Origin of the sequence: Acinetobacter pragensis (genome assembly GCF_001605895.1) — a bacterium.
Lineage (GTDB): Bacteria > Pseudomonadota > Gammaproteobacteria > Pseudomonadales > Moraxellaceae > Acinetobacter > Acinetobacter pragensis.
In genome coordinates, this window is the sequence record NZ_LUAW01000015.1 from 82,641 (window position 1) to 106,965 (window position 24,325).

Below are 24,325 nucleotides of genomic sequence, written 5' to 3' on the forward strand. Positions count from 1 at the left end.
ATTGCATGGTTAATCTAAAAAAGGAATTAGGAAGCAAGTATGTCTTTATCTGAACAGCAGCAAGCCCAATTGGAAAAAGTGCAGCTTGATGCGAGTTGGAAATACGGCCTGAGCGAGTTTTTGCTTAGCCCGAAAATGGATGAATTAAAAGACTTTCTTGTTCAGGAAAAACATGCGAATAAAGTGATTTATCCGCCTAGCGCATTAATTTTCAATGCCTTGAATACCACTCCTATGCCACATGTGAAGGTGGTGATTTTAGGACAAGACCCTTATCACGGGCCGAATCAAGCGCATGGTTTAAGCTTTTCGGTTCAAAAGGGGGTTGCTTTACCTCCATCTTTACGTAATATCTTTCATGAATTGCATAATGATCTGGGCATTGATATTTCCAAGCATGGAGATTTATCCCGCTGGGCGGAGCAGGGCGTACTGCTTTTGAACAGTGTGTTAACTGTAGAAGCAGGCCAGCCGACATCTCATCAAAAACGCGGCTGGGAAGATTTTACGGATTATGTAATTGATGTATTGAACGAGCAGCGTGAGCATATTGTCTTCATTCTTTGGGGCGCATATGCACAGCGTAAAGGACAGCGGATTGACCCGAATAAGCATTTGGTGCTGAAAGCGGCTCATCCATCACCATTGGCAGCAAACCGTGGCGGTTTTTTTGGCTGCAAGGTATTTTCAAAATCCAATAATTATCTTAAACAACATGGCATTGAGCCTATCGATTGGCAGCTGGACGCATGACATATTCTCCCATTTCTAAACACTATCATCCGGATTTGATTGTAGAAGAAGCACAGAACGGCTGGCGCATTGTTCGCCTGAACCGTCCTAAATCTTTACATGCTTTGGATGAATCTATTGTCTCCGCACTTTTGGAAGTGTTTCAAGACTTCCATGCAGATAAAAGTGTTAAAGCCATCTGGCTGGATTCAACTACACCTAAAGCATTTTGCGCCGGCGGCGATGTTCGAAAATTGCGCCAGCTGGTCATTAATGATGAAGTGGAAGCAGCGAATAAATTCTTTGAACAGGAATATGCGCTAGACTTGCTTCTGCACAATTATGCAAAACCGGTTTTAGTCTGGGGTGAAGGCTATGTAATGGGCGGCGGTTTAGGCTTATTCATGGCGGCGCCATTCCGTTTAGTGACGCCGTATTCGCGTCTTGCAATGCCGGAAATCAATATCGGTTTATACCCTGATGTCGGCGCAACACGCTTTTTAGCGGACCGCGGGGCAATTGGCCTGTTTACTGGCTTAACGGGCTCAATCATGACGGCTGCGGGCGCGTACGGCATTGGCTGGGCAACGCATATTTGTGATGCGCAGCGTGACAGCGTTTTAGAGAAAGTTATCAGTATTGATTGGGAGCATTACCCTGCAGGCGATTTCCGTGCCATTGATGACACGCTGAACAGCCTGCACCGTCCAGTAGGTCCTGGCCCGCTGCAAAATTCTTTGGATGTGATTCAAAGCGTTTGCCGCGGTGTTCATTTTGAACATGATTATGAATCGATTATTGGTCTGAGCGATGCGCGCAGTGACTGGCTGCGTCAAGCCAGTGAAAATCTGCAAAAAGGTTCGCCTGCAACAGCAGCATTAACTTGGCTGTTATGGCAATGGGGGAAAAAAGTTCATTCTTGGAATGAGGTTTTTGAACTTGAAGTTCAAATCTCTGATTGGAAAATCCGCCATCCTGATTTTGTAGAAGGGGTGCGTGCGCGCTTAGTGGATAAAGACCTGTCTCCTGAATGGAAAACAGGTGCAGACTTGTCTCTAAAAGGAATTTTAGCGGCCAATCCGCCCGTGACCAAAATTGAAAGCTGGAATGCACTGCTGAAACAATACGGTATTATTGACTGATATAACTGATCATATACATGAGTGAAGACGTAAAATTCAGCGATGAATATTGGATGCAGAAGGCTTATGAGCAGGCTGCATCTGCTGCTTCAATAGGTGAAATACCTGTGGGGGCTATTATTGTCAGCAATAATCAAATAATTGGTGCAGGTTTTAATGCGCCAATCAGTCTGAATGACCCCACAGCGCATGCTGAAATTCAAGCTATCCGTCAGGCTTGCGAATCCCTGCAAAACTACCGCCTGCCGGATGATGCCACCTTATTTGTCACGCTGGAGCCTTGCACGATGTGTGTTGGGGCTCTGATACATGCGCGGATCAAACGTGTAGTCTTTGGCGCCATTGAGCCGAAAGCGGGTTCATTGGTCAGTGTGCGTCAGTTGCTGCAAAGCGGTTACTACAATCACGTGTTCGAGTTTGAGCAAGGCTGCTTGCAGCAACAATGTTCAGCTCAGCTCAGCGCTTTTTTTAAAATGCGCCGCGAACAGAAAAAAAAGCTGAAATTACTGGAAAAAACAATAAGTACAGCAAAGCCAAATTAAAATAAGGTAATATTTAATGACAATGCAAATTGTCAAATAATTTAGGACAAAACTTATGAATGCGATGCAAGTCAAAAAAAAATTCAATGCACCGGTAGAGCAGGTTTTCGAACTGCTTTCAAAACATGCCACATATAATGTTGCTTTTGCCCCTATTCAGGTGGTGCGGGTTAAAGATTCTGCAGATCCAGAACGCCCGGATGGCATCGGTTCGGTGCGCCGTTTAGGCTTGGGGCCAATCAAGCCTTTGCAGGAAGAAATCACTTTGCTGATTCCCAATCAGCGCATTGAATATAAAATTATCAAAAACCCTTTGGTGAAACACCATTTGGGGGTTATTGAATTTGAATCTGTAGATGAAAATAAAACTTTAGTTACTTATACGATTGAATTGCAGGCGCGCGCGCCCTTTGTCAGCAAATTAATTCTTGCACAGCTGAAATCTGCGATTAAACTGGGCTTTTCGAAACTCGCAAAAACTGTATAGGTAATGGCGGAAAGGCAATGACAGTAAATATTATTACAATTGATGGGCCAAGCGGTTCTGGTAAGGGTACTTTGGCAGCCAAGCTGGCGGCGCATTATCAATATAATCTTTTAGATTCGGGCGCATTGTACCGTTTGCTGGGTCTGTCATTGCATAAGCAAAACTTGCTGGAAAAGCTCGACACTGAATTGACTAAATGCGCCGAAATTGCAACAAAATTAGACATAAAATTTGTTACATCTGCATCCGGCACTCAAATCCTGCTGGATGGTGAAGATGTTACGCAAACAATCCGTACAGAACGTGTGGGTGATTTTGCATCAAAAGTCGCTGCAATTCCTGCACTTAGAGCGGCTCTGCTGGAACGTCAGCATGCTTTTGCACAGGCTCCGGGGCTGGTTGCGGATGGACGTGACATGGCGACTTCAATATTTCCGGGTGCCCAAGCCAAAATTTATCTGACCGCTTCTGCGCAGTCGAGAGCCGAGCGCCGTGTAAAGCAGTTGCAGGGTATGGGGCTAGATGTTAAAATAAACGACATTTTAGCTAATATTGAAGCTCGGGATAAGCGAGATATGGAGCGCACTGTTGCTCCGCTCAAGCCGGCAGAAGATGCATATATCATTGACAGCTCAACTTTGGGCATTGATGAAGTATTTAATCTGATGACTGCTTATATCGACCAGCAATTAGCAAACTAAAGAATTTATCAGCAGAAGCATAGCTTGATCAGTCTTATACGGACTATGTGGATGCTTAATTAAACCGGCCTTGTCTGATCCAAGACCGCTGACTTTATCAGGTATATCATGACCGAATCTTTTGCAGCCCTCTTTGAAGAAAGCGAATTAAACTTTAACGTTGAAAAGGGTGCTGTCATCCAAGGCGTTGTAGTTAACATCGATTCAGACTGGGTAACAGTTGACACTGGCCTTAAATCAGAAGGTATTGTTGACCGCGCTGAATTCTTAAATGAACAACGTGAACTTGAAGTTCAAGTTGGCGACACTGTAGACGTTGTTGTTGAAGCTCTTGACAACGGTATGGGTCAAACTGTTCTTTCTCGCGAAAAAGCTAAACGCGCTGAAACTTGGACTAAACTTGAAAAAATCTTTGAAGACGGCGAAATCGTTACTGGTGTTATCTCTGGTAAGGTTAAAGGCGGTTTCACTGTTGACATCGGTCCAGTTCGTGCGTTCCTTCCAGGTTCTTTAGTTGATACTCGTCCTATTCGTGATACTACTCACTTAGAAGGCAAAGAGTTAGAATTTAAAGTTATCAAACTTGACGCTAAACGTAACAACGTTGTTGTTTCTCGCCGCGCAGTTATGGAAGCTGAATCTTCTGCTGACCGTGAAGCTCTTCTTGCTCAGCTTGAAGAAGGCCAAACAGTTACTGGTACAATTAAAAACCTTACTGACTACGGCGCATTCGTTGACCTTGGCGGTATTGACGGTCTTCTTCACATCACTGATATGGCTTGGAAACGCATCAAGCACCCTTCAGAAGTTGTTGAAGTGGGTCAAGAAGTTACTGTTAAAGTACTTAAATTTGACAAAGAGCGTAACCGCGTATCTTTAGGCCTTAAGCAATTAGGCGAAGATCCATGGTTAGCGATCATGAACCGTTACCCTAAAGGTTCAATCGTTAAAGCGCGCGTAACTAACTTAACTGACTACGGCTGTTTCGCAGAAATCGCTGAAGGCGTTGAAGGTTTAGTGCACGTTTCTGAGATGGATCACACTAACAAAAACATCCACCCGTCTAAAGTAGTTCAGATTGGTGATGAAGTTGATGTTATGGTTCTTGAAGTTGACGAAGAACGCCGTCGTATTTCTTTAGGTATCAAACAAACTCGTGCTAACCCATGGGAAGAGTTTGCTAAAGACCACGATAAAGGCGAAAAAGTTTCTGGTACGATCAAATCTATCACTGACTTTGGTATCTTCATCGGCTTACCGGGCGGTATTGACGGTCTAGTTCACTTGTCTGATATTTCTTGGAACGAACAAGGCGAAGAAGCTATCCGTCGTTACAAGAAAGGTGACACTGTTGAAGCGGTTATCCTGTCTGTTGACGCTGAAGGCAACCGTATCAGCCTTGGCATCAAGCAAATGAACAGCGATCCGTTCAATGACTTCCTAGCTGCTAACGAACGCGGTGCGCTTGTTAAAGGTACTGTAACTGCAGTTGACGCTAAAGGCGCTACTGTTAAGTTAGCTGACGAAGTTGAAGCTTCTTTGAAAGCATCTGAAATCAACCGCGACCGCGTTGAAGATGCAACTAAATTCTTAGAAGTTGGTCAAGAAGTTGAAGCGAAAATCATCAACGTAGATCGCAAATCACGTTCTATCAACTTGTCTATCAAAGCGAAAGACGAAGCTGAAGAGAAAGAAGCAGTAGCTAACCTGAATAAGACAGCTACAGCGACTTCAGACAATGGTCCTAAGACTATTGGTGATTTGATCAAAGCTCAAATGAACCACTAAGTAAGTGTTTGAATTGTATTGTTAGCGTAAGCTAACTAATACTTTTTACACAATTACTGTAAACGGTAGCGCAGTAAGTCATTATTGCGCTACCGTTTTGTATTTAAACAGGTTATTATCGGGAAATCGATTCCAAGTAGCTTGATAATTAAAGAGGTCGCAGATGACTACTGAAGCACTTAATAAGTCAGACTTAATAGAGCGTATTTCTCTTAAAAACCCGCATTTAGCTGAACCGCTGGTTGAAGAAGCTGTTAAGATTATGATTGATCAAATGATAGAAGCATTATCAACAGATAATCGTATCGAAATTCGCGGATTTGGCAGTTTTGCTTTGCATCACCGTGAGCCGCGTGTAGGCCGTAATCCCAAAACAGGCAGATCTGTAGAAGTTGCTGCGAAAGCGGTACCGCATTTCAAGCCAGGGAAAGCCTTGCGTGATGCAGTAAACGAATCTGCAGCATAATTTTAGATTCAGTCAGGGGTGTTTATGCGTTACGTTTTAGTCGTTTTACTGATTGTTCTTTTTGGGTATTCGCTGTTTTTAGTGCTCCAAAACGGAACTGAATTATCCGTAGATTTGCTGTTCACTCAAGTGCCAGCAATGCGTTTAGGCCTGTTGCTTTTGCTGACATTGGCTTTAGGTGTTGTGCTGGGATTGCTGATTGGCGTGCAGGTCTTTCGAGTATTCCAAAACAATTGGGAAATTAAACGCTTGCGTAAAGATATTGAACGCCTGCGTAAAGAACAGATTCAAGCGGCGCAATTGGCGGCTGCCGAAGCTGCTGCGCATACAAGACATGAAAAAACGGTGTTAGATGTTCATCCTGATGAACAGAAATCGAATCCTTTATAAGTTTGGTTGAAATCATAAATAAGTGATTGGCTTAATTATACGGTCAGCATTTAAATATCAATTGAATCTTTATAAACACTCTGAATGGTTATTTAGAGTGTTTTTTTATGCCAGCTGAAAATCCATTTAGGGGTTCTTGCTCATTAAGCCTTTAAGACTGTAAAGTTAGGCTCTATAATGCGTTTTCTTTTTTGTCAGTTTGAAGGGTCTCCTCATGAGTATTATTGTTGCTTTAGATGCAAAAAGTCATTATGACGCAATGACGATTGCTGAGCAATTAGACCCTCAATTGTGCCGCGTGAAAGTTGGGAAAGAATTATTTACCCATGAAGGCTCATCTATTGTTAAAGCTTTACATGGTGAAGGTTTTGAAGTCTTTTTAGATTTAAAATTTCATGATATTCCAAATACGACTGCACAGGCTGTGTGCGCAGCGGCTGATATGGGGGTGTGGATGGTCAACGTTCATGCATCCGGCGGCCGTAAAATGATGGAAACCTGTGTTGAACGTTTAAAGGCTGGAAATTACAGTACGCAACTCATTGCAGTCACAGTACTGACTTCAATGGGCCGTGAAGATTTGCGCGATATTGGCTTAGACATTGAGCCTTTTGAGCAAGTGAAGCGTCTCGCAAATTTAACCAAAGAAAGCGGTTTGGATGGCGTAGTCTGCTCTGCGCAGGAAGCGAAGATGCTGCGTGAAACTTTAGGGCAGGATTTTTCCTTGGTAACGCCTGGAATTCGCCCAGCCGGTTCTGCCGCAGATGATCAAAAGCGTGTTGTTACGCCTAGACAGGCCATGCTGGATGGCTCAACGCATTTGGTTATTGGCCGCCCAATTACCAAATCTGAAAATCCTTGCCTGACTTTAAAAGATATTTTAGCAACACTGTAAGAATTCTTCCCCGACCTCTCTTTGTAAAGGGAGGTGAAAGTTCCTCTTTGTGAAAGAGGAACTTGGGGCTAATAAATAGAAATTAAAGCGCGGCCAGTACACTGACAGCAATTGGCGCCAGTATGGACAAGACAAAACCGCTGACCATGGCATGCGGAATAAAGTCATTGCCGCAAGACTGCTTAACCATAGGCAAGGTTACATCCATCGCAGTTGCGCCGGCTGCTGAAATAGCAGAGCGCGGATAGCGCCAGCCAATCAAATACATGAATAGAATTGAAAAAATTTCTCTGAATAAATCGTTAATCAACGCAATGCTGCCTAAATGCGCATTTTTTAATTCTGTCACAACAATGCCGGTCATTGAATAAAAACCATAGCCTTGAGACAGCATCAGCAAATCTTTTAGCATGATATCGCTAATGGTCAGTGAAACGGCAAGGGCGCCTAGAATTGAACCCACAATGCAGGCGAGCGGAACCAATAAAATTTTCCAATTCAGCCAAGAGCGGTCTAAAGGTGAATAAGCTAGATCCAGCCCAATTAAAAACATAAAAGCTAACAGCAAATTCCAGGTGCTGACATGTACATTGATATCCAGATAGCTGAAAAGTTCTGCTGTTCCATAGCCGAAAGCAAGCGCAAAAAAAGCATAGCTGATGTTAAGCAAGGAGCTGAGCAATAAGTCTGTGGAGACTTTACCTTGCATGGGCTGATAGCCTATGGCTTTAAAAAGCGCATAGCAGCAGATAAAAGCGCCTAATGATGTGGCGAGCGCAATACTGACTGCCGTTGTTAAAATTTGAGCAGGGCTGCTGATGCTGTGCAGTGTTTGTGAAAATTCAATGGCAATGGCAATAAGCAGGATATAGGTAAAATAGGGCAGTATTTTAAAACCTAATTGTTCTAATTTAGCAGGTAAGCGGCGGGCGAGAACAAAGCCTAAAAATAGGCAAAATAACAGCTGAAAAATCAACCAAAGGGATTGCATAAAAAATCAAGCAGGTGAGGGACACCTGCTTATTATGACTATTTAATATTTAAGCTGCACGTGTTCCCTTAGATTTTGTGAGCAGAAGATAATCAGCGGGATTAAGTTTTTTGGTGTTCAGCCAATATTTCCAAGTGTAAGTGGGCCACAGCGCGAAATTTTTACCGCCATCCTGCTGATACCAGCTGACACAGCCGGATTGCCATACCGTGCCATTCAGCATGTTTTGTACATGCTGATTGAATTGATCTTGAACCTGATCTTTGACCACAATGGCGTTGCTGTGCGTTTTTCCTACCAGCTGCATCATTTGCAGAATATATTCAACTTGCGATTCAATCATAAAGACCACAGAGTTATGGGCAAGTACTGTATTGGGGCCTAAAAGCTGGAATAAATTCGGAAAGCCTTTTGTGGTGACACCATAGTAGCTTTCTGCACCGTCTTTCCATGCATCTTTAAGCTCTAGGCCATTAAGCCCAGTACAGTTGAAGGATTTTAAATAGATCCTCGGATCGGTAATAAAACCTGTGCCATAGATTAGGCAATCAATTTTACGGATACGGCCGTCTTTGGTAATGATGCTGTCAGCAGTCAGTTCTTGAATATTGTCAGTGACTAATTCTACGTTTTTACGGTTAAAGGATGGGAAATATTTATTAGAAACTAAGATCCGCTTGCAGCCCATGATGTAATTAGGGGTTAATTTTTTTGCAGTTGTTTTGTCTTTTACTTGATATCGGATGAATGCTTCAGCCAGTTTTTGTGCATATTTCATAGTGAAAGGTTTCACAATCGGCACAACGCGGGATTCATTTGACCAATAGAGCCGGGCGCGGTGCAATTTTCTGAACCAATCAAATTTGGCAAAGAGCTTTTTTTCCAGCCCTTTATATAGCCGTTCATCCCGTGGAATCACCCAAGCCGCAGTGCGCTGAAAGACATAAAGCTGCTGAGCCTCAGGCGCAATTTCAGGAATATATTGAATGGCGCTGCCGCCAGTGCCGATAGATGCAACATTTTTGCCCTGCAGATCGTATTGATGATCCCATTGCGATGAATGGAATACTTTGCCTTTGAAGTTTTCAATTCCTTGAATATGCGGAATTTGCGGAACGTGCAGCGGCCCCGAGGCAAAAATAACATATTGCGCGATTAGAACCTCGCCGTTATTGAGGATCAGCCGCCATTGGCAATCCTGTTCTGAATATTCTGCCGAATGCACCTCGCATTTCAAGCGCGCATAGGGCTTCAGTTCGAAGCCTTCAATCAGCCCTTGAATGTAGCTGAAAATTTCTGGCGCTTCAGCATAGCGCTTAGACCAGTCGGTTTTAGGGGCAAAGGAGAGGGAATACATGTGGGACTGCACATCGCAAGCTGCACCGGGATATTGGTTTTCACGCCATGTGCCGCCAAAATCATCGGCTTTTTCTAAAATCACGAAATCTTGAATATTGTTCTGCAGCAGGCGTATGGCCATTGCAATGCCGCCAAAGCCGCCGCCAATAATGGCGATCTGGATGTTTTGTTGCTGCGAATTCTGCATTTGATAAGCTCTTTTTATTCCTTATGATGCACAGCATAAATGAAACATACAGGCTGACACTATGATTGGGCTGACAGTTAAATTGATCAAAACGGCAATTTTCAAAGCTGAATATTTATAGTACAAAAGAAAGAACTTTTATGGATTTATACTGTAATGAAACGATCTATTCTCAGCTTAATGTATTTGGTGCAGGGTATGCGCAAAGCTGGGATAGATGTCGATTCAAAACTGGAAAGCATCGGATTGCGTGTTGATGCGCTGGATGCGACTTCAGTGATTCACCCCAGTTTGGAGTGGGATGTACTGAAGGTTATTGGGCAAGATGTTCCATCTGAAAAAGGCCTGTTCATTGGACAGCATTATGCGCTGGCCGGTTACGGGCCATTGCTGATGCTTTTGGTCACTTGTCCCACTATACGCAAGGTGCTGGATCAAGGCATCCGCTTTCAGCATCTGACGCATCTGACTGGCCGTTTGGGTTTGGAAATTGCAGACCATAAGATAGCTTTATGCTATCAGCCGCAAGATATTCATACTGAATTGGGCCTGCTGCTGGCACAGTCCGAAATATCAGGCACGTATAAGTTTATTCGAGATTTATACAAAATGATGGGATTGGCGTCTCCGCAGGTGCGGATTGATTTGCCGTTTAAGCAGCCGCAAGATCAGGAACAGCTGGCGGTCTATCATGATTATTATGGGGCGCAAGTTAAGTTTGATGCCCCATATGCGTGTTTTTGGTTTGATGAAGGCGTGCTGGATGTCAAAATTCCTTCTGCCGACCCTATAACATTTAGGCTGTATGAGTCTAAGTGCGTATCTGAACTGGAACGCTTGAAGGCGGATGAAGATGCACCGTCATTGATTCAGCGGGTGCAGGATTATTTGGAACTGCAAACAGGAGCCATGCCAAGCATGGCAGAGACAGCGCAGGCGCTGAATGTGCCGGAGCGGACATTGCGCCATCAGCTTCAGCAGCTTGATACCAGCTATAAGCAAATCCGAGAAGATATTATTAAAGACAAAGCGTTGCGGCTTATGGAGTACAAGGAGTATTCAATTGAAATGATTGCAGAACTTTTAGGCTATTCAGAGCCTGCGGCATTCAACCATGCGTTCAAGCGCTGGTTTGGTCAAAGTCCGCGTCAATATACAAAATAGCCTAAGCTTAATAATGCCAAAGTGTTATATATTACGGTTCAATCTTCGCTATAATTTTCGATAGCCCCAAATAGTATTAAATGATATGTCTGAATTTCAAACTCACCACAGTACAGCCTTTACTCCAATTTCTCCTGCAGAGCGCTATGCGCAAGCGCTGGCATCTGGGCAGTTTTTACCAGATGAAGCCCAGGCTGAGGCCGTACATGAGCTGGATCGGGTGTGGCAAGAGCTGATTCAGCGTTTCAAAGCATCAAAGAAAGCATTTCGCCGTTTCCGCCGTCAAACTTCGCCGCGCGGTGTGTATATGTGGGGCGGTGTGGGCCGCGGCAAAACTTGGCTGATGGATCAGTTCTATGAATCTGTGCCGTTCCGCCGTAAAACTCGGATGCATTTTCACCATTTTATGCAGCATGTGCACCGCGAGCTGAATAAGCTTTCGGGTCAGCGTAATCCATTGGAGCTGGTTGCAGATCAAATTTATAAAGAAGCTGTGGTTATTTGCTTTGACGAATTCTTTGTTTCTAATGTTACAGATGCAATGATTCTGAGTGACCTGTTCCAAAAACTATTTGCCCGCGGTGTGACTTTGGTGGCGACATCTAATATTGCGCCAGATGGTTTATACAAAAATGGCATTCACCGTGACCGCTTTATTCCCACCATTGAAATGGTGAAAAAACACTGTACGGTGCTGAACGTTGATGCCGGAGTGGATTATCGTTTGCGGGTTTTAAAGCAGGCACAGCTGTTTAAATCGCCTTTGACGCATGAACACAAACTTTGGATGGCGCAGCGTTTTACCGCTTTGACTCAGACACAAACAATATCTCAAGAACCGATCATCATTAATAACCGAATAGTGGAAACGATTGGCCACACCGAAGATGTCCTATGGTGCGAATATTCTGAATTGTGCCTGAAACCGCGCAGCCCTGCGGACTTTATTGAAATCGCGAATGTTTATAATACAGTATTGGTCAGCAATGTGCCGCATATGACGGATTATCTGTCAGAGGGCACACGCCGCTTTATTTATTTAGTGGATGAATTTTATGACCGCGGCGTAAAGCTGCTTTTAACGTCTGAAGACTCAATTATTGATATTTACCAAGGTGAAAAATTAGCCTTTGAGATTGAACGCACACGTTCACGTTTATTGGAAATGCAGTCTGATGACTATTTGAATGCCGCGCATCGTCAAATCAATGCGCCCGCCGGTGCGGAGTAAACCTCTTGAGATGATATGAGGCGCCATAAAATGGCGCTTTTTTTATGCAAATATGACTGAGTGTTTTATCGACATTTCGTATTTTTCATGGCTTAATCAAGTCTTCGTGTGACTGAAAAAAAGACAATTTGTTCAGTTTTAAAACAAAAATCTGCACTTAAGTCTAATTTCGGCATTTCAAAAACTTTATACACTGTAAAAGAGTATTCAAGCTGATGATGATATTGCATTTCTGATCTGAATTTTATGAAGTAATGAGGGTATTTATTTTATAAAAAATGATCGTTATTTAGTAATGTGATAGTGCTATTCAGCTAAGTATAAATAGGTATACTGGAATCTCTTGTTATAAAAAGTAGCAATATCAGGAAAGACAATGACTGCACGTATTCAAAAAGGCAAGTTAGCGATTGCTAAAGAACTTTACGATTTCATCGAAAATGAAGCACTTCCAGGTTCAGGTTTGGACAGTGAAACTTACTGGAAAAACTTTGAACAAGTCGTTGTCGATCTTAGCCCAAAGAACAAAGCACTATTGGCTAAGCGTGACGACATTCAAGCTAAAATTGATGAATGGCACCGCAACAACAAATTTGAACTCGAAGCTTACAAAGCTTTCCTAACAGAGATTGGCTACTTATTACCAGAAGTAGAAGATTTCCAAATCAGCACAGAAAATGTAGACGAAGAAATCGCATTATTGGCTGGTTCGCAATTGGTAGTGCCAGTGCGTAATGCACGTTACTGCCTGAACGCAGCGAATGCCCGCTGGGGTTCTTTATATGATGCGCTTTACGGCTTTGACGTGATCTCAGAAGAAGGCGGCGCAGAAAAAGGCAAGGGCTATAACCCTGTCCGCGGCGACAAAGTAATTGCATTTGCTAAAAATTTCTTAAACGAAACTTTCCCATTGGCCAATGGTTCTCATGCTGATGCTGTGAAGTACGCGGTAGATGGTAAAAAGTTAGCAGTCACCCTAAAAGACGGCTCAACATCGACTTTGGCTAAAGAAGCGCAATTTGTCGGTTTCAATGGTGATGAAGCTGCGCCGACAGAAATCGTACTGCTGAACAACGGCTTGCACGTTGTGATTGAAGTCGACGCGAACAGTCCAATTGGTAAAACTGATGTGGCTGGCGTAAAAGACCTTGTGCTTGAAGCGGCTGTAACAACCATTCAAGATTTGGAAGATTCGATTGCTGCTGTTGATGCAGAAGAGAAAGTTGAAGGCTACCGCAACTGGTTAGGTTTAATGAAAGGTACGCTTTCAGAGTCTATCGAGAAAAACGGTAAAACTGTTACTCGTACCTTGAATAAAGACCGTACGCACAAAAACTTGATTGGCGGTGAAACCAAGCTTCATGGCCGTTCATTGATGCTTCTTCGCAACGTGGGTCATTTGATGACTAACCCTGCAATTCTTGTGGATGGTCAAGAGATTTACGAAGGCATTATGGATGCATTGGTAACTCCATTGCTGACATTTGCTGACATCAAAGGCGAAAACGAAAACAAGAACTCTCGTAAAGGTTCTATGTACATCGTAAAACCAAAAATGCATGGCCCAGAAGAAGTTGCATTTGCAGTTGAATTGTTTGAACGTTCAGAACAAGCGCTTGGCTTACCTGCGAAAACTTTGAAAATCGGTATCATGGATGAAGAGCGCCGTACATCTGTAAACTTGAAGAATTGTATTGCTCAAGCGAAAGACCGTACGATCTTCATTAACACCGGTTTCATGGACCGTACAGGTGATGAAATTCATACCTTCATGGAAGCAGGCCCATTCGTTCGCAAAGGCGAAGTGAAGTCTCAAATCTGGTTCCCGGCGTATGAAAACCGCAATGTGATGATTGGCTTGCAAGCGGGTCTGCGCGGTAAAGCGCAAATCGGTAAAGGCATGTGGCCTAAACCGGATATGCTTGCTGACATGTATAAAACCAAGATTGAGCATCCGGAAGCTGGCGCAAGCTGTGCATGGGTTCCATCTCCATCTGGTGCGGTCATTCACGCGATTCACTACCATCAGTGCAATGTATCGGCTCGTCAGCAAGAGCTTCTGAAGACTGAAGCTTTGTCTCTAGATGACCTATTAACACCGCCTTTAGCGACAGATACAAACTGGACTGCTGAAGAAAAAACCAAAGAGCTTGAAAATAACCTGCAAGGTATTTTGGGCTACGTGGTTCGCTGGGTTGACCTAGGTGTGGGCTGTTCAAAAGTGCCAGACATTAACAATGTTGGTTTAATGGAAGACCGCGCGACACTGCGTATTTCTTCACAGCACGTTGCAAACTGGCTGCGTCACGGTATTGTGACTGCTGAGCAAGTAGAAGAAGTGATGCAGCGCATGGCGAAAATCGTGGATGAGCAAAACGCGAGTGATGCTGCGTACACGCCAATGGCGCCTGGTTTTGATGGCTATGCTTATAAAGCTGCTTATGACCTTGTATTTAAAGGCGCTGAACAGCCATCAGGCTACACCGAGCCATTGCTGCATGCTTACCGCTTGAAATTAAAAGGTTATATAGGTGACTAATGCTGTAAACTAAAAAAAGCCTCTTCGGAGGCTTTTTTTTATGGATCAATTAAAACAGTAACAAGCTCTGCAGCACCATAATAAGGAACAACAATGTACTTCTGGAATGTCAATAAATTGGTAGAAGATTTAAGGTTGAATAAAGTCTCAGAAGTGGATTTTAAAAATTATTATATCGCCAGCACCATTATTATATTTTTTAGTTATTTAGCGCTTACACTCACCCCAGAATCTTCAGCTTCCGAAGCTTGGGCATCTTTTATTCTTCAAGTTGGTTTGCTGATGAGCTGGATGAATGCAATTTTTAAAGTGAATGGCGGTGAAAAAGGCCGTGATTTTTTAAAGCGCATTATTGCCCTGTATTTACCTATTACACTTCAATCATTTGCACTGTTTATTGTTATTGGTGTTGTTTTAAATGTGATATTGCCTTTCTTTTCTTCAAATTTAGATGAAGCTGCGTTTAAGCAATTCAACATTATTAAAGATCTTATTTTTGAAGTTATTCTCAGTACATATATTTATTGGCGCATCTATAAAGCAGTGAAGCAAATTAATCATCCAAAATGAAGCAGGGAACTGTTCGCTATTTATTGCATAAGGTTTCATTCTGGTTTTTCCCATAGCATTTAGATCATGAAGCAATTACATTGGTAGAAATGACAAAAAATAGGATGGGATCTATGGCAGCTTATACAGCGCTCGATTTGCAATATATTGGCGGGCAGTGGCGTTCAGGGACATCAACAAAGTATTTAAAAAATATTAACCCATTTAATCAGGCGCTGATCTTTGAAATGCAGGCCGCCAGCAGTGTCGATGTTGACAGTGCTTATAGCGCTGCAGAACACGCATTTAAAGATGGCGCTGCGCAATCCGCTGCTATTCGTAAATCGGTCATTCAAAACCTGCTCCAGATTGTTCAGACGCGCCGTGAAGAAATTATTGATTGGCTGATTCAAGAATCGGGCAGTACAAGGTTAAAGGCTAATATTGAAGTGGATGCGGCATTGGGCATTATTCAGGAGTCACTGAGTTTCACAGAAAAAACAGGCGTCACAGCGCTAGACAGTAAAGATCCTGCGCGTAAAAGCTGGATACTGCGTAAGCCGCTGGGTGTGATTGCCGTGATTAGCCCGTGGAATTTTCCGTTTCATTTGTCTATGCGGTCAGTGGTCACTGCCATTGCATGCGGAAATAGTGTGGTGCTTAAACCAGCAAGTGATACACCAGTGACAGGCGGAACTTTGCTGGCAAAACTTTTTGAAGAGGCGGGTTTGGCTTCGGGCTTGCTGAATGTTGTTGCAGGTTCAGGCAGTGAAATTGGGGATTATTTTGTAGATCACCCTGTACCTAAAATGATTTCATTTACGGGTTCAACCGAAGTGGGGCAACGGGTCGGCGCAAAAGCGGTGGGCGGTGAATATTTAAAACGTGTTGCGTTAGAATTGGGCGGCAATGCGCCGTTAGTTGTCTTGGATGATGCCGATGTGGATTTGGCCGTTGAGCTGACCGTGACTGGACGGTTTCTGCACCAAGGGCAAATCTGTATGAGTACGAACCGGGTAATTGTTGATGCCGCATTGCATGATGCTTATGTGCAAAAACTGCTTGAGCGCGTAAAGCAAATATCTGTGGGTGATCCAAATTTGCCGGAGACTTTAATTGGTCCAATTATCAATGCAGGTCAAGTCCAAAAACATCAGCAGATTATTCAGAAAGCGCAGGAGCAGGGTGCTGTTTTAATTTATGAGGGAGGAATTCAGGGGAATTTAGTTGCACCGCATATTTTTATTCAAGTCGATCCTGATTCAGATTTGGCGCAGCAAGAAAGCTTTGGCCCCATTCTGCCGATCCTGCAGGCAGAAAATGAAGCGCATGCTTTGACTCTGGCAAATTCAACACTCTTTGGCCTGTCCAGTGCAGTGTGTACGTCAAATCTTGCGCGCGGCAGTGAGTTTGCAGTGCAGCTGGATATTGGCATGACGCATATCAATGGCATCAGTGTGGCAGATCATGCCAATGCGCCTTTTGGCGGTGAACGGAATTCAGGTCTAGGCCGTTTTAACGGTCGCTGGATATATGAAGAGTTTACTCGCACGCATTGGATGACTATGCCCGTTATGCCTGAATAAGTACAATAGGCCATCAGCAAGCAGAATTGGATATCACGTTCTGCTTGCTCAGCAGAAAATACATACTTATGAGGATGGGCAGCATGAAAAGCCTGAAAGATTTTAAAATATGTGCGCTAATTTTAGGCCGCTGACCTTACAGCAGCTGCATCAGCTGAGTTTGCCGGACATTTCATTTGAATATCCGGATGAAGTCTATCCGAATTATGAAATGCCTTTGCTGTTTCAATCTGCGCAAGGGCTGGAATGGCGCAATGTCCATTTTGGCATGATTCCGAAATGGTCGGATGATACGTCAATTGCGTTAAAAACTTATAATGCGCGCAACGAAACCCTGTTGCAGAAACCAAGTTTTTTTAATGCTGTCAGTAAATGCAAGTTTGGCGTTGTTCCTGTTTCAGAGTTCTATGAATCTAAATACATTGAAAATAAAGCGCAGCGCTGGGGCGTGCGGCGTAAAGACGGCAAGGCATTTTATATTGCAGCGCTGTATGATATTTGCCAAAAAGGCGGGCAGGTGATCCGTTCAGCGACGATGATTACAATGGACGCAATAGACCATCCTATGATGAAAGACTTTCATGAGCCGGGCAGTGTAAAGCGCTCAGTTATTGTTATTCCGCAAGAAAGGCTGGAAGAGTGGTTAAGCTGGAAATCACCGAATATCTTAAGTTTTGTACACGGCTTTCCTGTTGAAGAATTTGAATGTTCGCATGTGCCTAAAATAAAAATCGAAAAAAACAGCCCCCAACTGAATTTTTTCGATTGATATATCGACTGTATATTAACGTGAAAGGTTTTTAAAAATATGTTTTAAACTTTCCATCATTTTTTCAATTTGAAGCGGTGTCAGCCCTTCAAATGACTGCTCCAGAACAACATTGGTCAAATCATTGATTTTTTGCGTCATTTGATTGCCTTTTTCAGTCAGTATGACTCGGGTGATGCGTGCATCATCTTCGCAAGAATAGGTGTTGACGAAACCTTCATCTTTGAGCCGGTAAACAATTTTGGTTGTGGTCGACATTTTAGAAACCACCATTTCAGACAGGTCTGAAACGCTTGCATTCGGTTTAGATTTCAAGGCAAGCAAAATACGGCGGCGTGAATTATCTACACCATACTTTTTTAATGCATGGTCGACATTCAGAACATACTGAGCATGGACTTGAGTGACCCAATAATAGGGAAAGTTTTCAAGGCTGAAATCATCGCCGCATGGCAAGAATTTTGAATATTTTTTCGTCATTAATAGTCCCCAATTTTTGTAATTTTATTTTAACGATTCAGCATTTTATGAAAAATAATAGTGTATTTTCAATAGGTTTTTTAAATATAATCAAGAAAGCCGATATATTTTCAGATAGGCTTGCATGATTTTTCCAATTAATTTTAACAGCAAAGAAATGGCATGGTGGAATTGCCTTACTTCTAGAGAGCTGTTCTCGTGCTTTATGTATAAAGCAGTGCTTCAATCGGCTATTAACTTTTGAAGCTATTGGTGCTGTGGGCGGGCCATTTTGTAAAATGACAGGGGATGCATTTCTAACTTTTGATTATGGTGCATGACCACGGCTTTAATTAACCCGATGCTGCACAAATGAAAATAAGCAATTTAAAAGCCATCTTTAAAACCTGCGGTAATAAGAATTATTTAAACGTTATTCCCTGTTCATTTGTTTTTGATCGATTCATGCATTATATGATTAAGATCAAAAAAAAGCATTCAAGTTCTAGCTGAAAAATTATGGTTTTTCATGTTTTTTAGATGAAAACATATTTTTTTGGCTTAATGTGCATTTTAATGAAAATTTGAAATGAGAGCACTTGATATTATTACAAAAAATTTCAGGAAATTAGGCTATAGCCACGTGAAAGGATGTCTTAAATAGGTTGTTAAAATTAATAATAATGATAAAACAAGCGCTTATTTATTTTGTTTAGTCTGCTTTGTTTTAAAAATCGGTGATGACTGCTGAATCTTTATTTGTAAGAATTTTTGTTCTGTACTCAGTTCTGCACTACTTTAAGGCGAAATAAAAATGAACTGGCCAAGCATCTTAAAATGTTATCTTTATTAATTAAAAAAACACAAAAAAGTTATTACAAAGTTCTCAGTTTATGCATAATAAATTAACTTTAGCTGAAAAGGTTCTTTTTTATGGATCCCTCGCCGTGCGTAGGCCTATCTGATGTTCTTCAAATTCAATGTTCTGTACACTGTTTTGGAGATGCAAACTAATGGAATTTTTAATGGACCCGGGTTTATGGGTCGGTTTAATTACTCTAATTATCTTAGAAATTGTACTGGGTATTGATAACCTGGTATTCATTGCCATTTTGGCTGAAAAACTCCCGCCAGAACAGCGTGATAAGGCGCGTGTTGTTGGTCTTTCTCTCGCACTCTTTATGCGTTTGGGCTTATTGTTTGCCATTTCTTGGTTAGTCACATTGACGAAACCGCTCGTCACGCTCTTTGATTGGACATTCTCAGGCCGAGACCTCATTCTTCTATTCGGCGGCTTATTCTTAGTGTATAAAGCCGTGACTGAACTGCATGAAAAAATGGAAGGTAAGCCTGAGCTAAAAGTCACGACAAAAGTTGTATATGCCGGCTTTACAGCGGTTGTTGCGCAAATTGTCGTGCTGGATGCCGTATTTTCCCTGGATTCTGTAATTACCGCCATTGGTATGGTGGATAATATTTATGTGATGATGGCTGCGATGGTCGTCGCTATGGCGGTGATGCTTCTGGCTTCTAAACCTTTGACAAACTTTGTCAACCGTCACCCGACTGTCGTCATTTTGTGTTTAAGCTTCCTGCTTTTAATTGGTATCAGTTTAATTGCTGAAGGCTTTGGCTTCCATATTCCGAAGGGATATATCTATTCCGGTATTGGTGTTGCCATTGTGATTGAAGCATTCAATCAGTTTACACAGCGTAATGCAGTCAAGCATCAATCTAAAATTCCGCTTCGCCACCGGACTGCAGACAGTATTTTAAAACTGATGGGCGGAAAAGTTGAATCATCAGACGGCCCGAATTTACAGCAGGCTCAAGAGGCTTTTGCCGACGAAGAGCGCTATATGATCGGCGGTGTGCTGACTTTGGCGGAGCGTTCTGTAGCGACCATTATGACGCCGAGAAGTCAAATTTCTTGGGTCGATTTAAATGATTCTCCAGAAAAAATCCGTGAACAGGTGCTGTCAGTACCGCACAGCTTATTTCCGGTTTGCCGCGGCAGTATGGACAAAGTCATCAGTATTGTCCGCGCTAAGGAACTTTTAGATGTGTTGGATGATGAAGCTGAGCTGAAAAATCTGATTAAGAAACATCGGCCAATTTATATCTTTGAGAAGATGAAAGTGATTGACGCAATCAATACTTTGCGGACTTCTAAAGGTTCATTGGTCATGGTATCTGATGAGTTCGGCAATGTTCAGGGCCTGATTTCACCCTTGGATGTTTTTGAAGCGATTGCTGGTGAATTCCCTGATGCGGATGAACAGCTGGATTTAGTGAAAATCGGTGAGAAAGAATGGAAGGCTTCCGGCATGCTAGATATCTATCAGCTTGAATTGGAGCTGGGCATGCTGGATTTGGTCGAAGATGATGCCGGCTATATCAGTGTATCTGGACTGATTTTGGATAAAATGCAGGGCAATGTTGAAGTTGGCTCTGAACTGAATTATCAAGGCATTCAATTCATAGTGACTGAAATGGATGGCAATAGGATTAAAACAGTGCATATCCAAGCTTAGATCTATACAGCTCACTCTGTTTAATTTGATGCAGATCTAGAACATCTTCGTTTGCATCGTTTTATAAATACCAGCCTATTGATGAATGGGCTGGTATTTTTGTATGAATTGGGTCGATTGCAAAGTAAAAACAATGAAAAACCGCTGTTTGCTTTTCAGTATAAAGACAGGTATAACATTCGAATTAATATCAATTTAATTCAAAATACAGTCGTTTTTACAGGCTTCTGCTTTATACCGAAGGCTGTTTTATTACGGCTGTTAACAAAATGACTGGAAAGCCAGCATATGAATTAAAATGAATCTGGCGAATAAATACAAATACCGAAAAAATAATAATCTGGAATGTCCCTAAAATGAAAATCAAAGAAACTGTGATTGATTTTGCCAAGCTGTCACAAGAGGAAAAGCACCAGCAATTTCAGAAAATTTGGGAGTTCGATCAGCGGATTTTTCCTAGCGGTACAATTGAGCAGCTTTACGATTACTTATATGATTTGGCTGCGGTATCTATCCCGATTGTGCAGTATTTTCATCGGGGGAAACTGGTTGGACAAAACATCATTCCTATTTTAAAGCTGAAAGCGGCGAAGAGAGATATTTTTATCATTACCTCCAGAGCCGGTTTTTTGACGGAATACCGGGGCCGAAACCGCAGTCTAAATTCCGCCATACGCGTCGCATTGAATCATCGAATCCGTTATCCGGCGACACCGCTATGGTTTGTCACCACTTTGATGCAGCCTAAAATTTATCGGCTGTTCGCTTCACGCTCTGCGAATTTCTTTCCGCGCGCTGGCAGAGCAATGCCAAAGGCGCATGCTGAAGTGCTTCAAATAATGCAAAGTTATTGTACTGACGTGCAGGTGCGCGGCGAAAATATTTTTGTGCATCGCTGCAATATTCCTAAAGTGACAGCTGAACAGCTGGTTCGGCTGCGCAACAGGTCAGATTCGCATAATCAGTACTTTTTACAGCATGTGCCGGATTATTTTGATGGGATGGGCCTCATGTGTATTTGCTGCTTGGATTTCAGCACCATCTTTGAAACTATTTTTAATTTGGCAATGGGCCGTACCGTTAAATAAAATGACTGCAGAAGCAGGCTGGTCTTTATAAAGGCAAAATGCAGAAATCACTGTATTGCCGAAAATCCTCTTCATTAAGGGAATAAATTTCATCTAAAAATGCCACATTAAAGCTGCCAGCAGTATTGGCGCGTGCATATGCTTTTTTTCCGGCTATGGCAAAATGGATGTGTGCGGCCATTGTACCTGCTGTGATGGTGCTGCTGACAGAACAATAGGCCGCCGTTAAGGCGCCTAAAGCGCAGCCGGAGGCGGTAATTTTAGGCTGCAGATATGATCCGCCATTAATTTGAATTACAGCATTCAGCTCTTTGGACAGAATAAAGTCTGATTCGCCAGAGATAGCAATGCATTCCGTATGTTCAAACAATGGCTGCGCCTGCAGATAAATGGATTCACTGCTGACGGTGCTGTCGACGCCTTTGGCTTGAATTTGGTTACCAGCCAGTGCACTGATTTCAGACGCATTGCCGCGAATGACGGTCGGCTGATACTGCAGCAAAAGATCTGCCATGTCAGAGCGCCATTTTAATACAGCGCCATAGCCCACAGGGTCCAGCACCCATATTTTTCCAAGGTTCTGTGCGGTTTGAGCCGCAATCTGCATCGCCTGCATCTGTTCTGATGTCGGTGTGCCCAGATTCAGGTTAATTGCGCTCGCAATGCTGGCGAAACTCTCCGCTTCAAATGGATTGTCAATCATTGCCGGAGATGCGCCAGCGGCTAAAAGAATATTGGCCACATAGTTGCTGGCAACCGTGTTGGTCATAATATGCACCAGCGGCTGCTGCGTTTTCAGTTCGATCCACGCATCAATGACTTGCTGCAGCAAGGGTGATGTTAAGTCGTGCAGCTGATCATTCGCAGTATTGCTGAGCTGTTCGGATTGATTCATTTCGGGTTCTCCCTAAACGGGTGAAGCGGTTGGCTGTTTAATGAATAATAATGTGTTGCTGCGTTGACAGCTAGAGCGCGCATCAGATGCGCGTTCTGTATGATCAGTATTTAGCGGGTAAAATAATGGTCTTGCTGCTTGCAGCTGCGGCAAAACAGCGAAACATAATTATCTGCATCATAATCGACGTCCAGCTCATTTGATCCGCAGTGCATGCAGCGCTTTAAAGCATAGAATTTTAAGCGCGGTTCTACTTTTTCCCAAATTTTCCAAATGGGCTGCACAAATACAGATTCATCGCAGTTCAAAAAGCGGAAAAACAAAATTTCAATCATTTTTGAAATGTGCAGCTGCTGCGGGTGGGGCAGTGTTGACGTGACCCATTTTTCTTCTAAGCCGCGTTCCCGGTATTGTTCTACGGTCTTTCTCAATAAATTGGTATTAATGAATTTTTCGTTTCGCGGCTGCAGCAATTTCTTCTGATGCAGATAATCCAGCGCAGTCTGCATTAAATAAAATACTTGTCCAACGGCTAAACTGTCGAGCAAGCGGTAGCATAAGGCTCTTAAGCTGTTATTTCCCGAGATCTGTATTTGCCAAAGCCTGCAGTAAAACTGAATAAACTGCACAATTTTTTCATACAGCAGTTCATAGATGGCGTCTTTAACTTCATCCGAATTCTTGAATGGAATGCCCTGAGATAGGTTTTCATAGAACCATAAACGCAGACGATGGGTAATGCTGAATAAGCTGGGCTCTGAATAGCCGTCTAAACGCACATTGATGTAGTATTGGCCCGATTCAGCGGCATAATCTTTTAAAGTCAGCACATGCTGATCAATCATGCGTTTCATCAAACTTTTCTGGAACAGATAGTTGGGAGAAATCGGGGCGTATTTTATTTTTTCCCAGTCGATGAACTCATCATGCTGAGAGTTTTCAAAAACCTGATCATCCAATATCGACAGCAGAAAAAGTTTTTGCATGAAACTGAGCTGGCTCAGTTCAAATTCGATAAAGTCTTTATCTTTGCCCTTAAGTTTCTGTTTATGATTTTCCTGATGCAGCGCTTCTTTGATTAATTTTTTCCGGCTGGCTTGGCAGGCTGTGCAATGGCAGTTTTGAGTTTTGTCCAGATAGATCTTATGTTCGCAATAGCTGCATTCGTGATAGTTCAGTTCTTGTTCAAACTGCTCTGCTTCTACCCAATACATAGATGCGCGGCACAAAGGGCATTTTGTACTTTCATCTAAATTCCGCTGGATAATTTGAAGCATATGCATTGCATCTTTATAAACTGATGCGCTTATTATACACAGCAAATGCAATGACGCGGGCTGATTCGCAGCCTAAATCCAGCGCAGCTGAATAGGCAGATTGTGCAATAAAAAAGAGCTGAATCAATCAGCTCTGGGGCTTTTGCGATAAGGGCAACTTCTGTAAAGCGGATGAATTAAAATTAATGAAATACTTAATATGCCGCTGGGCACGGCAAAGATTCGTCCTCCTCTCCAATTTGCTTGGCGTCAATTAAAGCCTGCGCCTTTTTTGAAGGCACTTTTTTGACACCTAATGCATCATAGGTGTTGATAATTGAACTGACTTCATAAGTTTGCAGCGGGATGCCTTCACAGGTCATAAACATTGCAATGACTTTATGATCGATATTTGCCGCATCAAGCGCTTGCAGAGTCTTGACGTTTTCTATGCGGACGATATGGTCTTTTAAATACATTTTGCACCTCTTCTTATTGCTGATTAATTTTATAGTGAACTTCGTGCATTTATATACAAGCAATAATCGTGCACAAAATGTACAGGTTCGGAAAAT

The 24,325-nt window shown here is 42.7% G+C and carries 23 protein-coding genes; 17 read left to right on the forward strand and 6 right to left on the reverse strand.

Features of this window, described 5'->3' with window-relative positions; genetic code table 11:
- Positions 1-39 precede the first annotated feature (39 nt).
- The 9 genes from ung to pyrF all read left to right on the forward strand — a co-directional run bounded on the left by ung (position 40) and on the right by pyrF (position 7,143).
- Positions 40-753: a uracil-DNA glycosylase gene (gene ung, locus AZH43_RS06690; protein WP_067667919.1), complete on the forward strand. Its 714-nt coding sequence runs from the start codon at positions 40-42 to the stop codon at positions 751-753.
- Positions 750-1,874 carry an enoyl-CoA hydratase/isomerase family protein gene (locus tag AZH43_RS06695; protein ID WP_067667922.1) on the forward strand — a complete coding sequence of 375 codons (1,125 nt, stop codon included), beginning with the start codon at positions 750-752 and terminating at the stop codon, positions 1,872-1,874. Before ung ends, AZH43_RS06695 begins: the two co-directional genes overlap by 4 nt.
- Positions 1,875-1,891: 17 nt before the next feature.
- Positions 1,892-2,416, forward strand: a complete 525-nt coding sequence (tadA, locus tag AZH43_RS06700) for a tRNA adenosine(34) deaminase TadA (protein WP_067667925.1) — start codon at positions 1,892-1,894, stop codon at positions 2,414-2,416.
- Positions 2,417-2,471: 55 nt separating this feature from the next.
- Positions 2,472-2,903: an SRPBCC family protein gene (locus AZH43_RS06705; protein WP_067667928.1), complete on the forward strand. Its 432-nt coding sequence runs from the start codon at positions 2,472-2,474 to the stop codon at positions 2,901-2,903.
- Between the two features lie 17 nt (positions 2,904-2,920).
- Positions 2,921-3,604, forward strand: coding sequence for a (d)CMP kinase (gene cmk / locus AZH43_RS06710; RefSeq protein ID WP_067667931.1), 684 nt, complete (start codon positions 2,921-2,923; stop codon positions 3,602-3,604).
- Positions 3,605-3,712: 108 nt separating this feature from the next.
- A complete protein-coding gene (rpsA, locus tag AZH43_RS06715) occupies positions 3,713-5,392 on the forward strand; it encodes a 30S ribosomal protein S1 (RefSeq protein ID WP_067667933.1) in 1,680 nt (559 codons plus the stop codon).
- 163 nt (positions 5,393-5,555) lie between these two features.
- Positions 5,556-5,858, forward strand: a complete 303-nt coding sequence (locus tag AZH43_RS06720; RefSeq protein ID WP_067667936.1) for an integration host factor subunit beta — start codon at positions 5,556-5,558, stop codon at positions 5,856-5,858.
- A gap of 24 nt (positions 5,859-5,882) precedes the next feature.
- Positions 5,883-6,248 carry a lipopolysaccharide assembly protein LapA domain-containing protein gene (locus tag AZH43_RS06725; protein WP_067667939.1) on the forward strand — a complete coding sequence of 122 codons (366 nt, stop codon included), beginning with the start codon at positions 5,883-5,885 and terminating at the stop codon, positions 6,246-6,248.
- A 214-nt stretch (positions 6,249-6,462) separates the two neighbouring features.
- Positions 6,463-7,143, forward strand: coding sequence for an orotidine-5'-phosphate decarboxylase (gene pyrF / locus AZH43_RS06730; RefSeq protein ID WP_067667942.1), 681 nt, complete (start codon positions 6,463-6,465; stop codon positions 7,141-7,143).
- An 82-nt stretch (positions 7,144-7,225) separates the two neighbouring features.
- Here the strand turns inward: pyrF and AZH43_RS06735 are convergent, their stop codons facing one another.
- Positions 7,226-8,134 (reverse strand): lysine exporter LysO family protein, encoded by a 909-nt coding sequence (locus AZH43_RS06735; protein WP_067667944.1) that lies wholly within the window; start codon positions 8,132-8,134, stop codon positions 7,226-7,228.
- Positions 8,135-8,183: 49 nt separating this feature from the next.
- Positions 8,184-9,680 carry a flavin-containing monooxygenase gene (locus AZH43_RS06740; RefSeq protein WP_067667948.1) on the reverse strand — a complete coding sequence of 499 codons (1,497 nt, stop codon included), beginning with the start codon at positions 9,678-9,680 and terminating at the stop codon, positions 8,184-8,186.
- 156 nt (positions 9,681-9,836) lie between these two features.
- On the opposite strand from AZH43_RS06740, the gene AZH43_RS06745 reads away from it, so the two are divergent.
- The 6 genes from AZH43_RS06745 to AZH43_RS06770 all read left to right on the forward strand — a co-directional run bounded on the left by AZH43_RS06745 (position 9,837) and on the right by AZH43_RS06770 (position 17,518).
- Complete coding sequence (locus tag AZH43_RS06745) at positions 9,837-10,844, forward strand: helix-turn-helix domain-containing protein (protein ID WP_067667951.1); 1,008 nt, start codon at positions 9,837-9,839, stop codon at positions 10,842-10,844.
- 85 nt (positions 10,845-10,929) lie between these two features.
- Positions 10,930-12,075 carry a cell division protein ZapE gene (gene zapE, locus AZH43_RS06750; protein ID WP_067667953.1) on the forward strand — a complete coding sequence of 382 codons (1,146 nt, stop codon included), beginning with the start codon at positions 10,930-10,932 and terminating at the stop codon, positions 12,073-12,075.
- Between the two features lie 376 nt (positions 12,076-12,451).
- Entirely contained in the window at positions 12,452-14,614 is a 2,163-nt protein-coding gene (locus AZH43_RS06755) for a malate synthase G (protein WP_067667956.1), read from the forward strand.
- Positions 14,615-14,707: 93 nt separating this feature from the next.
- On the forward strand, positions 14,708-15,184 hold the full coding sequence (locus tag AZH43_RS06760) for a hypothetical protein (RefSeq protein ID WP_067667959.1): 477 nt from the start codon (positions 14,708-14,710) through the stop codon (positions 15,182-15,184).
- Between the two features lie 113 nt (positions 15,185-15,297).
- Entirely contained in the window at positions 15,298-16,749 is a 1,452-nt protein-coding gene (locus tag AZH43_RS06765; protein ID WP_067667962.1) for an aldehyde dehydrogenase family protein, read from the forward strand.
- A gap of 109 nt (positions 16,750-16,858) precedes the next feature.
- A complete protein-coding gene (locus AZH43_RS06770; protein ID WP_067667965.1) occupies positions 16,859-17,518 on the forward strand; it encodes an SOS response-associated peptidase in 660 nt (219 codons plus the stop codon).
- A gap of 15 nt (positions 17,519-17,533) precedes the next feature.
- On the opposite strand, the gene AZH43_RS06775 is transcribed toward AZH43_RS06770, so the two are convergent.
- Positions 17,534-17,998, reverse strand: a complete 465-nt coding sequence (locus AZH43_RS06775; RefSeq protein ID WP_067667969.1) for a MarR family winged helix-turn-helix transcriptional regulator — start codon at positions 17,996-17,998, stop codon at positions 17,534-17,536.
- A 992-nt stretch (positions 17,999-18,990) separates the two neighbouring features.
- Here AZH43_RS06775 and AZH43_RS06780 point away from each other — a divergent pair.
- Positions 18,991-20,511 (forward strand): TerC family protein, encoded by a 1,521-nt coding sequence (locus AZH43_RS06780; RefSeq protein WP_067667972.1) that lies wholly within the window; start codon positions 18,991-18,993, stop codon positions 20,509-20,511.
- A 356-nt stretch (positions 20,512-20,867) separates the two neighbouring features.
- Positions 20,868-21,599, forward strand: coding sequence for a hypothetical protein (locus AZH43_RS06790; protein ID WP_067667978.1), 732 nt, complete (start codon positions 20,868-20,870; stop codon positions 21,597-21,599).
- Between the two features lie 25 nt (positions 21,600-21,624).
- Here AZH43_RS06790 and thiM read toward each other — a convergent pair whose 3' ends face one another.
- The 3 genes from thiM to AZH43_RS06805 all read right to left on the reverse strand — a co-directional run bounded on the left by thiM (position 21,625) and on the right by AZH43_RS06805 (position 24,229).
- The gene (gene thiM, locus AZH43_RS06795; protein ID WP_067667981.1) at positions 21,625-22,494 is read right to left on the reverse strand and encodes a hydroxyethylthiazole kinase; all 870 of its coding nucleotides are present in this window, start codon (positions 22,492-22,494) and stop codon (positions 21,625-21,627) included.
- A gap of 110 nt (positions 22,495-22,604) precedes the next feature.
- Entirely contained in the window at positions 22,605-23,771 is a 1,167-nt protein-coding gene (locus AZH43_RS06800) for a hypothetical protein (RefSeq protein WP_067667984.1), read from the reverse strand.
- 194 nt (positions 23,772-23,965) lie between these two features.
- The gene (locus AZH43_RS06805) at positions 23,966-24,229 is read right to left on the reverse strand and encodes a hypothetical protein (RefSeq protein ID WP_067667987.1); all 264 of its coding nucleotides are present in this window, start codon (positions 24,227-24,229) and stop codon (positions 23,966-23,968) included.
- Positions 24,230-24,325: the final 96 nt, after the last annotated feature.